Below are 15,249 nucleotides of genomic sequence, written 5' to 3'. Positions count from 1 at the left end.
CGCGAGGACACGGACCAGGGCCGGCCCCTTGTCGGCGAGCCTCAGGTCAGCAGCGAGTTCGGCGGCAGACCGACCATCGCCCGCCCATGCAGTTCGGTGGCGACGTCGAGGTCGTAGACCACGTGGCTCTGCATCACCTGGACGTCGCGCAGCAGCCGCTGCATCGGGTTGTCGAGGCTGTGGATGCTGGAACCGGCGCCCTCGCAGCAGGTGCGGACCGCCTCGACGCACTGTTGGACCGCGATCGCGATCTCGGCCCGGAGCCGGATGCGCTCCGCGGTCTGCTCCGGCTCCGGGATCTCGCCCAGGGTCAGGTTCTCGCGTGCGGCCGCCCGGATGGTGCGCTCCGCCGACCGGGTCAGCAGGTCGGCGCGGGCCAACCGCATCTGGGCGGCGGGCTTCTCCACGCTGGTGGCCGTGCTGCCCATCTTCACGTGGACCGACAGTCGTTCGCGATAGAGGGCCACCGCCTGGCGCGCGGCGCCGAGCGCAGGGATCGACGCGGTGACACACAGGTTCGGCAGCATCGGGGAGCCGTACAGGCCGGGCCCGTGGATGGCCCGCCCGTCGCCCTGGCCGGAGCGCACCGGTTGGATCGCGAACTGGTGATCCTCGGCCACGAAGAGATCGTCGAGGACGACGTCGTTGCTGCCGGTCGCGGCCATGCCGGACATGTGCCAGGTGTCCAGGACGGTGGCCTCCTCCGCGCGGAGCAGGAACATCCGCGCGATCGGGGCGCCGCCCTCGACCTTCTCCAGCGCGTTGAGCAGGATCCAGTCGGCGTGCATCACGCCGGTGCCCCACTTCCAGTGACCGGTCAGCCGGTAGCCGCCGTCGACCGGCACAGCCACCCCGGGGGGCGAGGCGAGACTTGGTGCGTTGACGAAGGGGGTCGCTCCCCAGACCGCGGCCTGGGTCGCTTCGGGCAGCTGGGCGATGAACCAGTTGTGCTCGGCGGAGAAGCAGGCGGCCCAGGCGGTGGAGGGACAGGCCTCGGCGATCGGCAGGGTGGCGGAGATGTAGGTGTCGGGGTCGAACTCCAGCCCCCCGAACCGGCGCGGGACGAAGACGTAGAAGTAGCCGCTGCGGCGAAGTGCGGACCAGACCTCGTCGTCGGGGCGCCGGTCACGCTCGGCCACGGCGGCCCGGCCGGCCACCAGCGGCTTGAGCGCCCGGGTGCGCTCGACGAGGATTTCGGGGGTGAGGGCCGCGACCTCCTCGGCGGCGAGGAAGTCGTCCCCGGGCGGGATCCGCCGTTCGGCCAGCTTGTCGGTCGCGGTCATCGTCATCGTCGCCTCCGGTCGTGGTGCGTGGTCACTCGTGATGGGGCCGGCCGGGCGATCGCATGCGCCCGGTCGGCGGACACTCTGCGGCCGCTGCGGGGGGCGGCCGGTCGAACTGCTCGTGGGTCAGTCCCCGCCGATGGGATGGAACCGGCGCTGGAAGTAGACGAGCCCGCCGGCGTCCTCGTTGAGGACGACCCCCTCCACCTCGACGAAGACCACCGAGTGCGAGCCCTGAGCCTTGATCTCGCTGATCCGTCCCAGCACGGACGCAGCCGCGCCGACGAGGACGGGTACGCCGGCGCGGTCCTGCCACTGCCCGGACGCGAACCGCTCCGCCCCGGACACACCGGTGCCCCCGGCGAAGACCCTCGCGACGTCCTCGTGCCCGCTACCCAGCACGTTGATGCAGAGCCGACGGTTGCCCTCGAAGACGTCGTGACCGCTGCTGGACCGCTTGATGCAGACCAGCATGGTCGGCGGCGTATCACTGACGGAGCACACCGCGCTCACGGTGAGTCCGGCCCGTCCGGCCGGCCCGTCCGTCGTCACCACGTTGACGCCCGCGGACAGGCCCGCCATGGCCGATCGGAACCTCTCCCGAGCCGGGCTCGGGGTCGGGTCGATCATCATCGCGGTCATCTGTGGTCACCTCCTCCTCGGTGATGTGGCGCGCATCACCATGACAGGGCACCCGATCACTACTGTCAACTCGGTTGACAAATTTTCGTGGCCTCCCGGCGGCGCCCGACCTTCACCGGGCGCGCGCCCAGGTGGCTCGACCCCATGACACGATCCGGGTTGCGCGATTCCGGACGGCTCCGCGATGGTGTCCCGGTGCAGGCCAGCCTTCTGATGCTCGACGTGATGCGAGCCTTCTACTGGTTCGACGAAGGGCTCCAGGCGGCACTGCGCGCGCGAGGTTGGGAACCGATCACCCGCACCCAGTCGATGACCTTCGCCAACCTCGCCCTCGGAGTCACCCGGCCGGCTGAGCTCGCCCGCAACCTCGGCGTGAGCCGTCAGGCCGTGAGCAAGATGCTGCAGGACATGGTCGAGCGCGGCTGGGTGGAGATCCGTCCCGACCCGGCCGACCGACGGGCCTCGGTCGTCTCCTTCAGTGCCAGTTCGCAACGCCTGCGGGATGACGCCGTCGAGATCCTGGCCGGACTCGACGCCGTGCTGGGCGAGCGGATCGGCGCCGACCGCCTGGCCGACCTGCAGGCCACTCTCGGGAGCGACTGGGGTGCGCCGCCGGAGATCGACCTCGATCCCCGGTGACACCGGGCCGGTACGCCCGGCCCGGCGCGGTCGGCATACCGTCCCGGGTCACCCCGGCGGCAGCGCCTGTCCCGGAACACCACCGAACACCGAGCGTCGGGCAGTGTCGAGCTCCAGACGACCGGGCACCGACTCCTCGCGATCACCGTGCACCCAGAACAGCCGGAACGGATGCCCCTCCCGGTCCCTCATCGCCGGGTCCAGACGCGCCACGATCTTGTCGTCCTGCCCCTGCCACCAGGTGATCTCCTCCTCGCTGCCCGGCAGCATCGACCAGCCGTCGTCGTCACGCACCCAGGTGCCGCGCAGTCGGGTGTACGGTGGCTCGTCCTCGGGGTAGCCCTCGAAGCGGACGGCCACCCGATCACCCACCTTGTCGATCTCGGCCACCGACCAGGTCTCGTCGTACTCCTCGGGCATGCCGTACTCGGCGGCGACCTCGCCGGTGGCCGGGTCGAGCTCGACCAGCTCCTCCGCCACCTCGCAGCCGCCGCACGGGTCACCGGAGGGGCGCCGCAGGGCCAGCAACGCCGACCCGTCCGCGCTGAGCCAGGTCGAGGTGATCCGCCCGTTGACCTGGGCCTGGCCGATGGCACCGCCGTCGGCGTCCACGCGAAGGAGACCGTAGTGCGGCTCGGATTCCTCACCGTTGGGGTCGTAGTCGTCCCACTGCAGGTAGGTGATCCCGTCGATGGTCTGGCCCTGCTGATAGCCGCGGACGAAGCCGCTCCCCGACCCCGCGTTCGGGTCGGCGTCGTCCGGTCCGGGGAGGCGGCTCTCCCACCGCGGAGTGAGGTCGAGGTCGTAGGCCCTCAGGAGGTTGCGGCCCTCGCGGGGCTCCAGGCTGACGTCGACCTGCGTGACCGAGCGCTTGAGATCCCCCGGCCCGATCGGCGTCCGGCCCGGCCCGAGCTTGGTGACCGGGCCGAGCACGTCGGTCTCCGGCTGCCAGAGTCGGACCCGACCGCGGGCGTCGTAGATCAGCGCGCGTCCCCCCGGGAGCCACTCGAGGGTGTACGCCTTCGGGAAGGTCCGTTCCGCCTCGCCGGACCGCACGAGCAGACCCCGCGGGGTGGCCACGGCGTACGTCGGGCCGGTCAGGCCCAGGTCGACCGGTGCCACCGTACCCTCGAAGACCTGCTCGCCGGTACCGGCCATGACCTGACACGAGCCGACGGTGACGGCCACCGGGAGCAGCAGGGCGAGCAGCCCGGGCACACGACGACCCGGGCGTCGGGTGCGTCGGGATCGGAGGGATCGTCGGGATCGGCGGGCCATGTCCCGGAGCCTTTCACAGCACGAGGACCGTCACGCCCCTGCGCTGGACCGCCGCGACCCGGTGTCGTCTCCGAGGCTGACAGTCGGGGCTACGGTTCGCGATGGCACCGCGCGCGGGAACCGACGGGTGCGCGCCGACAGGTGACCCAGAAACTGTCGGTGCCCCCTGCCAGGCTGGTCCACATGGAGATCTCGACAGTCCTGCTCGTCCTGGTCGTGCTGTCCGCCGGGCTCGCGCTCGGCGTGCTGATCGGCGTGCTCTGGGGGCGCGTCCGCGGCGTCTCGGCCGACTCCATCGACTCCCTCGTGGAGGCTTCGGTCGACAAGGCCGAGGTCATGCAGGGCCTCGACCGGCTCAGCGACCAGATGCTGGCTCTGGACCGCGCCCGTGAGCGGTGGCAGGGCGAGTTCCACACCCAGGTCACCTCGCTGCGCGACGAGACCCGTTCGCTCTCCACCGCGTTGCGCAAGCCGCAGGTCCGGGGCCGGTGGGGTGAGTTGCACCTACGCCGCGCGGTGGAGTTGGCCGGTCTGGTCGACCGCTGCGACTTCAGCGAGCAGGTCCGGCTCGACGACGGCGCCCAGCGCCCCGATCTGGTGGTGCGGCTGGCCGGCGGCAAGCAGATCGTGATCGATGCCAAGGTGCCCCTGGATGCCTATCTCGACGCCACCTCCACCGAGGACGAGGCCGAGGTGGCCGAGCACCGCCGCCGGCACGCCCGGCAGCTGCGCACGCACGTCGACCAGCTGGGTGCGAAGGCCTACTGGCGGGCGCTGCCGGAGACGCCGGAGTTCGTGGTGCTCTTCATGCCGGCCGAGTCCTTCCTCGCCGCCGCACTGGAGACCGACCCCGGTCTGATCGAGTACGCCGCGGCTCGCCAGGTGGTGCTGGCCACCCCCACCACCCTGATCGCGCTGCTGCGCACGGTCGCGCACGGCTGGTCGCACGAGGCGCTCGCGGAGCGGGCGCACGAGATCCACCGCCTCGGCCGCGATCTGCACGGGCGGCTGATGACGATGAGTGGTCACCTGGACGGGGTCGGCCGCTCGCTCAACACCGCCGTGACCCGCTACAACCAAGCGGTCGGCTCCCTCGACTCCCGGGTCCTCGTCGCGGCTCGTCGCTTCAACGAGCTGGGCGTGACCGACGACGAACTCCCGACCCCTCGGCCGGTGGAGCTGCATGCGGTGGAGCGCCTTCCCCGGGGCCCCTTCGACGAGTCCGGAGCGGGGCCGGCGCTCGGCGAGGCGGCCCGCGATTCCTCGGGGGCGGGCTGAGTCGCCTCGGCGCGTCGGGCGGACGCTGCGCGCGCGGGACCATACCGTGACCGTGGAGAGGAGAGCCATGGCCCATGCACGCACGATCTGGGAAGAGGGACGCGAGTCCGGCTCGCAGGTGGTCGCCCTCGGCCTGGCCGTCTCGTTCTCAGCGGCCGGGGCCGATCTGCTGCTCTACGACCGGATCGGGCTCATCTTCGACGTCGTGTTCGTGCTGCTCTGCGTGGCCTTGGCCCTGCTGGTCGCTCCCCAGGCCCTGTTCACGGTGGGAGTGCTGCCGCCCCTGCTGATGCTGGCGACCTTCACCCTGCTCGGGTTCACCAGACCTGACGCGATCGCCCACCCCGACGACGGCGTCGTCCAGGCCGTGGTCTCCGGGCTCGGCACCCACTCCGTGGCACTGTTCGTCGGCTACGCCCTGTGCCTCGCCTGCTTGGCCATGCGCCGCCGGGTGGCCGAGCAGCGCGCCCGCCTCACCGACTGACGCCGTTGAGTCGGGCCTTCCGGACCGTTGAGTCGGTCCTCCCGGACCGTTGAGTCGGTCCTCCCGGAGCGTCGAGTCGGTCCTCCCGGACCGTTGAGTCGGTCCACCCGGACCGTTGAGTCGGTCCTCCCGGACTGCCGAGTCAGGCCTCCCGGGTACCTCGACAGCCGAGGTTCAGACGAAACGAACGGTGTCGCCGGCTCCCTCGCGCAGCACCTCAGGTACGCCGTCGACCCAGTCGACCACCGTGGTCGGCTCGGCGGGGGTCTCCCCAGCTTCGATGACCAGGTCCACCTGGTGGTCCAGTTCCTCCTTGACGTCCCAGCCCATCGTGCGCGGCTCGGTCTCGCCGGGGAGGATCAGGGTGGAGGAGAGCAGCGGCTCGTCGAGTTCGGCGAGCAGCGCCTGGACGAGCACGTGGTCGGGGATCCGCACGCCGACGGTCCTCTTCTTGGGGTGCAGCAGGCGGCGCGGCACTTCGGGCGTGGCGGGGAGGATGAAGGTGTACGGCCCCGGAGTGGCCGACCGGATGGCGCGGAAGGCGTGGTTGTCGACGTGGACCAACTGTCCGAGTTGGCTGAAGTCACGGCACATCAAGGTGAAGTGGTGCCGATCGTCGAGGCCACGGATCCGCAGGATCCGGTCGCGACCGTCGCGGTTGCCCACCCGCGATCCCAGCGCGTAGCCGGAGTCGGTGGGGTAGGCGATCAGCGCGTCCTCGCGCAGCGCGTCGACGACCTTGCTGATCAGTCGGGGCTGCGGATTGTCCGGGTGGATGTCGACGTAGGTCGCCATCTCAGGCACCTGCCGCGGCGGCCTTGAGGTCGCGTCGCAGTTCCTTGGGCAGCGAGAAGATCAGGGACTCCTCCGCACTGTGCACCGCCCGGGCGTCGGGATAGCCGCGCTCGGCCAGGAAGGTCAGCACGCCCTGCACCAGGGACTCTGGCACGCTCGCGCCGGAGGTGACACTCACGGTGCGTACGCCGTCCAGCCAGCTCTCGTCGATCTCAGAGGCATCGTCGACGCGGTGGGAAGCGCCGGCCCCGGCCTCGAGGGCCACCTCGACCAGGCGGACGCTGTTGGAGGAGTTGCCGGAACCGACCACGATCACCAGGTCCGACTCACGGGCGATCTCCTTCACCGCGAGTTGGCGGTTCTGGGTGGCGTAGCAGATGTCGTCGCTGGGCGGGTCGAGGAGATCGGGGAAACGCTCCCGGATCGCTGCCACCGTCTCCATGGTCTCATCCACGGAGAGGGTGGTCTGGGAGAGCCAGGCCACCCGCTTCGGGTCGCGCACGGTGATCCCGGCGACGTCGCCGGGGCCCTCGACGAGCTGGATGTGCTCGGGCGCCTCTCCCGCGGTGCCCTCGACCTCTTCGTGCCCGGCGTGGCCGATGAGCAGGATGTCGTAGTCCTCGCCGGCGAAGCGCTTCGCCTCGTGGTGCACCTTGGTGACCAGCGGGCAGGTCGCGTCGATCGTCTTCAGGCTCCGCTCGGCGGCGTCGGAGTGCACCTGCGGGGAGACCCCGTGGGCGGAGAACACGACCGTCTCGCCCTCGGGGACCTGGTCGAGCTCGTCGACGAAGATCGCACCGCGCGACTCCAGGTCACTGACGACGTGCTTGTTGTGGACGATCTGTTTGCGCACGTAGACCGGTGCACCGTAGAGCTCGAGTGCCTTCTCCACGGTGACCACGGCCCGGTCGACCCCGGCACAGTAGCCGCGGGGTGCGGCCAGCAGCACGGCCTTCTCCTGGTCACTGAGCACGCGTGGGGTCGCTAGATCGGTCATGCCCGGAAGTCTACGGACCGCTCCCCTGGACCAGCCAGCTCACCCGATGGCGACCCGGCCTGAACGGTCTGTGACCTGCACTCTCACACGTCGTCGCCGACACCAGCTCCCCTACTCGTCCCGGGCGTCGCTCGCCTGCTCATCGATCGAGTCTGCTGCGTCGAGCCGCTCCCTGGCACCGTCGAGCCACTGCTGGCAGCGTCGGGCCAGCAATTCGCCCCGCTCCCACAGGGCCAGCGATTCCTCCAGCCCGAGGCCGCCGGACTCGAGCTGGCGCACCACCTCGACGAGCTCCTCGCGGGCGAGCTCGTAGCCGAGCGTTTCGACCGGTGCTCGCTCGTGCGTGAGGCCGGTGGACTCGTGCGGGTCAGCCATGGTGCTCCTCAGCGGGGATCTCGTGGGTGCGGTCGGTGGGCTCGGCCGACGGTTCGGTGCTGGTGCCGGTGACGTTGGTGTGCACCCGGCCGTCGAGGACGCGCACGCCGAGCGCCTGGCCGTCGGCGACCTCGGCGATGCTGGTGACCACATGCCCGTCGGCGTCCTGCAGGACGGCGTACCCGCGACGCAGGGTGGCCAGCGGGGAGAGCGCGCGAGCACGGGCGCGCTGGTGGTCGATCTCGTCCGCGGCCCGGTCGAGCCGGTGACCGAGCGAGCGCCGTGCCCGCTCCTGGAGCAGCACCACCGAGACCCTTCGCTCCTCGATCAGGGTGTGCGGGTCGGCGAGCACCGGACGGCTGCGCACGGCGTCGAGTCCGGCCTGCTCCCTGGCCACCCAGGAGCGCAGCGAGGAACGCAACCTCGACCGGGCGGTCTCGACCAGCCGCGCCTCCTCGGCGACGTCGGGCACCACCAGTTTGGCGGCGTCGGTCGGTGTGGAGGCGCGGACGTCGGCCACCAGGTCGAGCAACGGGGTGTCCGGCTCGTGCCCGATGGCCGAGACGACGGGGGTGCGCGCGGCGTGCACCGCCCGGATGACCGCCTCGTCGGAGAACGGCAGCAGGTCCTCGACCGAACCTCCACCGCGGGCGATCACGATCACGTCGACCTCGGGGTTTCGGTCGAGCCGCTCGACCGCGGCGATCACCTCCGCGGCAGCTCGGGTGCCCTGCATCGCCGCGTGGGCCACCTCGAAACGGACCGCCGGCCATCTTCGGCGGGCGTTGTCGAGGACGTCCCGCTCGGCGGCGCTCCGGGGGGCCGTCACGAGTCCGACCCCACCCGGGAGGAACGGCAGCGGCCGCTTCAACTCGGCGGCGAACAGCCCCTCGGCCGCCAGCAGTTGACGCCGTCGCTCCAGTCGGGCGAGCAACTCGCCCAGCCCGACCATCCGGATCTCCCGGGCCTGGAGCGAGAGCGTGCCGCGGTTGGGGTAGTAGGACGGTTTGGCGAAGACCACGATGCTCGCGCCCTCGACCAGTGGCGGGTTGAGGCTGTCGAAGACCACCCGCGGGCAGGTCACGGTGATCGACAGGTCCGCCACCGAGTCGCGCAGGGTCAAGAAGACGGTCTGCAGGCCAGGGCGGCGGGTGAACTGGGCGACCTGTCCCTCCACCCAGACCGCACCTAGCCGATCGACCCAGCCCGAGATCGCGGTCGCGATCTGCCGGACCGGTGCCGGTGACTCGGGCGAGGTCTGCAACGCCATGGCAGTGACCCTAGAACACCCTCCCGACAGGCCGGACGAGGCCCGGACCCAGGCCCGCCGGCGCCGTCAGGCTGCGCAGGCGCCACACGGAAGGTCCTACGCCGTGAGGGGAAGGGTCACCGTGAGCGTCGTCCCCTCCCCGACGTGGCTCTCCACCGCGAGGTCACCGCCATGGGCCTCGACGATGGCGTTGACGATGAACAGCCCCAGGCCGGCACCGACGACGCGCGCCGACGTGGCCCCCGAGGCGCGGAAGAACCGCTCGGTCAGGTGGGCCAGTTCGTCGGGAGGGACGCCCGGTCCGGTGTCGGCGACCCGCACCTGAGCGGCGTGCCCCTCCGGGGTCTCGACCAACGCGGTGGTGAGGGTGACGCTTCCACCTGCGGGAGTGAACTTCAGCGCGTTGGAGAGCAGATTGTCGACGACCTGGGCGAGCCGGTCGGAGTCGGCCTCCAGCGGGAGCGGACCGTTGGTGGCATCCATCAACCGGATCTGCGCGGCGTCGGCGGCGGGCCCGGCGGAGACGAGACAGCCCCGCGCGACCGCGGTGAGGTCCGCTGGACCGCGCATCAGTTCGAAACGGCCTCCGGCCACCTGGGTCGACAGCAGGAGGTCGCTCACCAAGGAGAGCAGGCGCCGACCGTTGCGGTCGATCACGGCGACGTACTTGCGCTGGTCGTCGTCGAGTTCCTCCAGGCCGAGGAGTTCGGTGAAGCCCAGGATCGAGGTGATCGGCGAACGCAGTTCGTGGCTCACCATGCCGAGGAAGCTCTGCTGGAGCTGCACGGTCTCGAGCTCATCGGTGATGTCGGTGCCGACGAGCAGAACGCCGTCGTCCTCGCCCTCGGGGCCCGACTGCGGTGTCACCCAGGCGCGCAGGGTCCGATGTTGGCCATCTCGGCGCAGGAGCACCACTTCGAGGACCTGTGACTGGGCCACGAACACCCGTTCGCTGCGGAGGAGGTCCTCGACCCGCAGGTGCCCGACCGCCTCCTCGCGGGTGTACCCCAGCACGTGCTCGGCGCCCTGGTTGAACACCTCGATCCGGCCTTCCGCATCGGCCACGATGATGACCTGGTCCTTCGCCGCGTCGATGAGGCCCAGGATGCGGTCTCGGGATGCGGCGAGGTCCTCGGCAGCCCACTCGAGCGCGGCGCTCTGTGCCCGCAGCGCGCCGGTGAAGCCGTTGACCGCGACGCCCAGCGCCAGCGCGAGCAGCGGGAGCAGCAGGATCCGACTGACGAACTCCCTGCCGGCCTGGGCCTCCACCAGCGCCGGGACAAGCACGACCACGACCGCCCCGAGCGTGCCCACCACGATGCCGTGACGGCCCGGCTTCATCGCGAGCGCCACGACCGGGAGGAGTGCGATCGTGCTCACGACGTGGGTCGTGGAGTCGATGCCGACGTCGAGGCAGATGACGGCGGCGAACTGCATGATCGGAAGGATGTCGCTGGCGACCACGGGCCACCGGTGCCACGGCAGGAGGGCGGCCGCACCCGAGGCGGCAACGGTCAACAGCGCGGCCGCGGCGACGAGAACCGGACTGTCCGCGGCCAGCACCGGAGTCGCCAACAACCCGAGCACCAGCGCCACCAGCGCCACGAACGGCACGTGCCGCGCCACCAGGGGCGTATTGATCCAGAACTGCTCTCGCCGGTCGATCCAGCGAGAGATCGTCGTCGTGCTCATGTCGTCGTCAGCCGATGTACGACGAGCGCCAGCCCGGTGAGGAGGACGGCAAGCAGCCCGACGAGCAGCAACCACCGCTCACCGCGCCGATTGGCCTCGATCTCGTCCTGCAGGGCGAGTGGCTCCAGGGTGGCCCACCACTCGGAGCCGCTCAATGCGCCGGACTCGGGCGCCGGCCCCTGTGGTGCGGGCGTCTGCTCGCTCATCCGACAACCCTCCCTGTCTTCTCCGTCTTGTCCCACGTCTGGTCAGCACCGCGCCACTCCTGGATGTAGGCGTCCACGGTGATCGCGCACAGCATCGGCCCGAATCCGACGAAGTACAGCAGCGGTCGGGAGAGGAAGCGTGCCCAGCGCACCTGCTCGATGCTCTTCAGCAGCCGAGCGAGGAGCAGAGCGATGATCCCCCAGGAGTAGAGCACCAGCAGCCACACCCTCTCGCCCGTCGCGGTCAGTTCCAGTCCGAACAGCGACGGCAGCCATTCCCTCCAGACCTCCGGATACCACGCCGCCACCATCACGATGATCGAGCCGATCCCGGGGAAGGCCAGTCCCTCCAGCCATGACCTACGCGCGGTCTGCGGGTCGATCAGGAGGGTCATCGCGGTGATGAAGACGTAGGCGCCGACCCCGAGCCACCACAACAGCGAGAACACGCTGGCGGCGGCGTAATCGTCCACGACGTACAGGCCGAGCAGTCCGACCGTGGAGAGCACGATGGCCACCGGCAGGTAATACAGCGAGTACCAGATCAGTCCGAAGGAGATCGAACCCAGCCGATGGGATCGCGAGGGGCGGAAGAAGACCCTGCGGAACCGCCGGGTGATGTGGACGTTGCCGCGGGCCCAGCGCAGTCGCTGCTTCCACAGCGCCCCCGCATTGTCGGGTTCCTCGGCGAGCACGACCGCGTCCGGCTCGAAGACCACCCGGCGCCCACCGAGTTGGGTGAGGAAAGTGGTGAAGGTGTCCTCGGCCAGGGAGGAGGTGTCGATCTCGCCGCCGATGGCCTCCAGGTTGGCCCGGGAGTGGAGTTGGGCCCCGCCGGCCAGGCAGGCCACCGCGCCGAGGACGTTCTGCGCCCGACGTGCGGCCGCCTGCGCGGTGATGTACTCGTAGCCGATGAACCGGGCCACGCGGCCCGGTCGCAGGCTGCCCTCCTTGATGTAGCCGGTGACCGCGCCGACCCGTTCGTCGGCCAGGTGCCTGGTCATCCGGCGCAGCGAGTCGGGCCTGAAGACGACGTCGGCGTCCATGATCAGCACCGCCTGCGCCCAGTCGTCGGCGAGCGCGCGACGGATGCCGTGGTTGAGGGTGTGCGCTTTGCCCTCGCCCCCCTGCGCCCGACGCAGATGGAAGATCCGCCCGGGGTGGAGCGCCGCCATCGCGAGGGTCACCTCGGGGGTGTTGTCGGTCGAGGCGTCGTCGACGACATAGACCCGCAACCGCTCGGGCGGGTACTCCAGCCGCATCAGGCGCTCGAGCGAGGCGGTGAGGACGGCCCCCTCGTTCCAAGCCGGCACGATCACCACGACTCGAGGGAGGTACGGCGCCGCGTCGGGCAGGTGGTTCTTGACGCCGTGCAGCGGGATCAGTGCGTATTGGTAGACACCGATCAGCACCGGGACGGTGCCGGAGAACGCGAGAACGACGAACAGGATGGTGACGAGCTCTCTCAGGAGGTCGATCGCGTGCCTCCCTCCGCCTCGAGGGCCAACCACTGGTAGCGGCCCACGTCGTCGGCGTGGTGGGCATCGGAGCTGGCCACCATGGCCACTCCGTGCCGATCCAGCCGGGCCCTGATCCGGGCGCCCGGGCAGCGCCACTTCTCGTTGACCTCGACCACGGCATCGGCGGCGAGCACCGCGGCCGCGAGTTCGTCGAGCTGATCCTCGGTGATGTGCTCCTCGGAGAGCCCGATCTTGGGCAGGATCGAGAACGGGTGCGCCAGTTGCGCCGGACCGGTATGCCGGAGCGCGCCGGCGTAGGCGTCGATGAGTTGCTGCACGGCGGCCACCGGCTCGAGGCCGGAGGCGAGCCGCTCGCGCGCCACCCGCGGGCTCCACGGGCCGTCCGGACCGGGAAGCTGGTGATCGGCCAGGAGCACCCGGCCGGGACCGCTGCGTGTGCCCAGGGAGCGCAGCACCTCGGGCGGGGCGTCGACGGCACCCGAGGTGTCGAGGAGCTTGGCCTCCACTCCGGTGAGCACCTCGAGCCCCTCGGGCGGCCGCAGGGCGGCGACGGCCGCCAGGAACTCGGGCACGTAGGTGGTGTCACCTCGGACGTGGTCGGTCATCCGGATCGACGCGAGCCCGCGCCGGAGCGCCGCGGCGAGGTTGTCCTCCGGCGTGCTGTGCGCGTCGTCGGAGAAGGTGGAGTGGACGTGGTGGTCGTGGTCGACCCGCATCGACGCGACCCGGCTCACGGCTGCGGAAGGATCTCGTCGAGAGGCAGGAAGCGGTCCTCGAGGTAGCGCACGTTGGCGATCTCGCGGAAGTCGAGCCCCTCCGGGGTCGGCCTGCCCAGGACCGCGTCGAGGGTCAGTGACGGCATGTCGATGCCGGAGGCGATGGTCAGCGGCATCGTGCCGGGGAACCGGGGGTTGACCTCCAGCAGGCCCGGGACGCCATCGGCGGCACGCTTGAGCTGGATGTTGGCGACGCTGGTCAGGCCGATCGCGCGGGCCACGGCGGTGGCCGCCGCGATCAGTTCGTCGTCGTGGATGGTGATCCCCGCCACCGAGACGCCAGAGTCGACCCGCAGCCGCGCCCGGGGGACGGCGGCCAGCACCCGGCCGGAAAGGTCGGCCATGGTGTCGACGGAGTACTCCTCGCCGGGAAGGTGCTCCTGGACGAGGAGGTCCTCGCCGGCGTCGCCGGCCTGGATCGCCTCCAGCTCCGGCTGGTCGCGCACCAGCCGCACGCCGCGCGAACCGGCGCCGCGACGCGGCTTGACGATCACCGGGTAGGACCAGCCTGTGGTACAGCCCGGTGTGCCGAGGAGTTCGGTGCGTGGCACGCGCACGTGCCCCTCACAGGCACCCGCGAGGGCGAGCTTGTCCAGGCAGGTCTCGAGGGTCTCCAGTGCGGGCGAGGCGAGGATCGTGCCGGCCTCCTCGAGCCGGTCGCGCACCGCGGCCAGCCGGGGCAGCTCGACGTCGACGGTCGGGAAGAGCACCTCGATCCCGTCGGCCGCGCAGATCGCCAGCGTCTCCTCGACGAACTCGGGGGCCCGGCCGGCGGGGACCAGCCGACGGCGCCCGGCGTCGACGAGGTAGAGGCCGCTGGCCCAGCGATCCATGTCGGCGGCGTACATCTCGACGTCGCCGCGCGCTGCCAGCGAACGGATGACGGCGATGCCGGCGGGACCGCCGGCCCCGGTGACGAGTACACGGGTCATGCCCTGCCTCCTGCTGGGTCGTGGAAGGGAGCCTGCGCGACCGCCTGGGGCAGCGCCCACGCCGTGAGGGGTACGGCGGCGCGCACCATCTCGACAGGCTCGCAGTAGTTGCCCTCCCCGTAGCGCGACCAGTAGCGGGCGCTCGCGCGGACCAGGTCGGGGTCCATGTAGTCCCGGTGCTGCTGGGAGGCGAAGGCGGCGAGCATCCGCAGCTTCGTCTCCACCCGCCCGTCGACCGGGATGAACCGGGTCGGGCGGTAGTCGAGGGTGGCCGACGGGCTCTGGAAGGCCGCCACCACCGGGATCCTCCGGGTGGCGATCTCGACCGCGTGGGCGACGGCGCGGTGGTCCTGGTGACGGTCGTGCACCGAGTGTGAGTAGACGACGGTCGGGCGGATCTCAGCGATGACCTCCTCGATCGCGGTCGTCACACCCGCGGCGGGGTCGAGCCGGGTGTCGGGGAAGTCGCGCAGGTCGAGCCGCGCCCCGACCACGTCGGCGGCTGCCTGGGCCTCCCGGCGGCGCTCGTCCACGGCTCCCCCGACCCCGCCGCCGGACAGGGTCAGGACCGTGATCGGGTCGCCCGCCTCGTGGTGCCCGGCCAGGGTCGCACCGATCCCGATCTCGACGTCGTCGGGGTGGGCGCCGACGGCGAGGACGACGTCGTGCGGTCCCGCCGATCGGCTGCGCGCCTTCTCGGCCAGTTCGTGGATGCGGGCGGTCAGCTGGGCGGAGTCGACCGGCTTGACCAGGAACTCGTCCGCCTCGCGCCGAAGCGCCTCGACCGCATAGGACACGTTGCCGTGCGCGGTGATCACGATGACCGGGACGCCGGGGGCGGACTTCCGCACCTCCGGCAGCATCGCCAGACCCGACATCCCCGGCATCTCGATGTCCGTGACGACGACGTCGAAGGTGGCCTCCCGGAGCAGGGCCAGCGCCCCGGGAGCGTCGTTGGCCACGCTGACCGTGATGTCTGGCTGCCGCTGCAGGATCAACCGGAGATACTCGGTCTGATCGACGTCGTCGTCGACGACCAGCACCCGCACGGTCTCCTCGGTCACGTGTCCACCTCCGTTGCCGGAACGAGCCTCCGACCCGTTCCTCTCGGAGCCTAGGCC

16 protein-coding genes are annotated in these 15,249 nt (G+C 71.0%); 3 read left to right on the top strand and 13 right to left on the bottom strand.

What is annotated here, in order from left to right:
- Window positions 1–41: 41 nt before the first annotated feature.
- Entirely contained in the window at window positions 42–1,289 is a 1,248-nt protein-coding gene (locus G515_RS0110020; RefSeq protein ID WP_028660028.1) for an acyl-CoA dehydrogenase family protein, read from the bottom strand.
- 120 nt (window positions 1,290–1,409) lie between these two features.
- Window positions 1,410–1,925, bottom strand: coding sequence for a flavin reductase (locus G515_RS0110015; RefSeq protein WP_211221006.1), 516 nt, complete (start codon window positions 1,923–1,925; stop codon window positions 1,410–1,412).
- Between the two features lie 195 nt (window positions 1,926–2,120).
- Between G515_RS0110015 and G515_RS0110010 the strand changes: the two genes are divergently transcribed.
- Window positions 2,121–2,564 carry a MarR family winged helix-turn-helix transcriptional regulator gene (locus G515_RS0110010; protein ID WP_051218170.1) on the top strand — a complete coding sequence of 148 codons (444 nt, stop codon included), beginning with the start codon at window positions 2,121–2,123 and terminating at the stop codon, window positions 2,562–2,564.
- 48 nt (window positions 2,565–2,612) lie between these two features.
- Here the strand turns inward: G515_RS0110010 and G515_RS0110005 are convergent, their stop codons facing one another.
- Window positions 2,613–3,782, bottom strand: a complete 1,170-nt coding sequence (locus G515_RS0110005) for a hypothetical protein (protein WP_028660025.1) — start codon at window positions 3,780–3,782, stop codon at window positions 2,613–2,615.
- Between the two features lie 243 nt (window positions 3,783–4,025).
- Here G515_RS0110005 and G515_RS20680 point away from each other — a divergent pair, with 243 nt between their 5' ends.
- Window positions 4,026–5,120, top strand: coding sequence for a DNA recombination protein RmuC (locus G515_RS20680; protein WP_051218167.1), 1,095 nt, complete (start codon window positions 4,026–4,028; stop codon window positions 5,118–5,120).
- A gap of 67 nt (window positions 5,121–5,187) precedes the next feature.
- A complete protein-coding gene (locus tag G515_RS0109995) occupies window positions 5,188–5,604 on the top strand; it encodes a DUF6542 domain-containing protein (protein WP_036555308.1) in 417 nt (138 codons plus the stop codon).
- 174 nt (window positions 5,605–5,778) lie between these two features.
- Here the strand turns inward: G515_RS0109995 and G515_RS0109990 are convergent, their stop codons facing one another.
- The 10 genes from G515_RS0109990 to G515_RS20670 form a co-directional block, all read right to left on the bottom strand.
- Window positions 5,779–6,399, bottom strand: a complete 621-nt coding sequence (locus G515_RS0109990) for an L-threonylcarbamoyladenylate synthase (protein ID WP_028660023.1) — start codon at window positions 6,397–6,399, stop codon at window positions 5,779–5,781.
- 1 nt (window position 6,400) lies between these two features.
- A complete protein-coding gene (locus G515_RS0109985) occupies window positions 6,401–7,396 on the bottom strand; it encodes a 4-hydroxy-3-methylbut-2-enyl diphosphate reductase (RefSeq protein WP_036555307.1) in 996 nt (331 codons plus the stop codon).
- Window positions 7,397–7,507: 111 nt separating this feature from the next.
- Window positions 7,508–7,771, bottom strand: a complete 264-nt coding sequence (locus tag G515_RS0109980; RefSeq protein ID WP_028660021.1) for an exodeoxyribonuclease VII small subunit — start codon at window positions 7,769–7,771, stop codon at window positions 7,508–7,510.
- A complete protein-coding gene (xseA, locus tag G515_RS0109975) occupies window positions 7,764–9,041 on the bottom strand; it encodes an exodeoxyribonuclease VII large subunit (protein WP_028660020.1) in 1,278 nt (425 codons plus the stop codon). The genes G515_RS0109980 and xseA overlap by 8 nt, the downstream gene beginning before the upstream one ends.
- A 96-nt stretch (window positions 9,042–9,137) precedes the next feature.
- The gene (locus G515_RS20675; protein ID WP_051218165.1) at window positions 9,138–10,733 is read right to left on the bottom strand and encodes a sensor histidine kinase; all 1,596 of its coding nucleotides are present in this window, start codon (window positions 10,731–10,733) and stop codon (window positions 9,138–9,140) included.
- Window positions 10,730–10,939, bottom strand: coding sequence for a hypothetical protein (locus G515_RS0109965; protein WP_028660019.1), 210 nt, complete (start codon window positions 10,937–10,939; stop codon window positions 10,730–10,732). Before G515_RS0109965 ends, G515_RS20675 begins: the two co-directional genes overlap by 4 nt.
- Window positions 10,936–12,450, bottom strand: a complete 1,515-nt coding sequence (locus tag G515_RS0109960) for a glycosyltransferase family 2 protein (protein ID WP_211221005.1) — start codon at window positions 12,448–12,450, stop codon at window positions 10,936–10,938. The genes G515_RS0109965 and G515_RS0109960 overlap by 4 nt, the downstream gene beginning before the upstream one ends.
- On the bottom strand, window positions 12,405–13,154 hold the full coding sequence (locus G515_RS0109955; protein ID WP_211221004.1) for a PHP domain-containing protein: 750 nt from the start codon (window positions 13,152–13,154) through the stop codon (window positions 12,405–12,407). Before G515_RS0109955 ends, G515_RS0109960 begins: the two co-directional genes overlap by 46 nt.
- Entirely contained in the window at window positions 13,151–14,128 is a 978-nt protein-coding gene (locus G515_RS0109950; protein WP_028660016.1) for an ATP-grasp domain-containing protein, read from the bottom strand. The genes G515_RS0109955 and G515_RS0109950 overlap by 4 nt, the downstream gene beginning before the upstream one ends.
- The gene (locus G515_RS20670; protein ID WP_051218162.1) at window positions 14,125–15,192 is read right to left on the bottom strand and encodes a response regulator; all 1,068 of its coding nucleotides are present in this window, start codon (window positions 15,190–15,192) and stop codon (window positions 14,125–14,127) included. Before G515_RS20670 ends, G515_RS0109950 begins: the two co-directional genes overlap by 4 nt.
- Between the last annotated feature and the right edge of the window lie 57 nt (window positions 15,193–15,249).

The organism is Nocardioides insulae DSM 17944 (assembly GCF_000422825.1).
Classification (GTDB): Bacteria; Actinomycetota; Actinomycetes; order Propionibacteriales; family Nocardioidaceae; genus Nocardioides; species Nocardioides insulae.
This window is presented reverse-complemented; position numbering and strand designations above follow the sequence as displayed.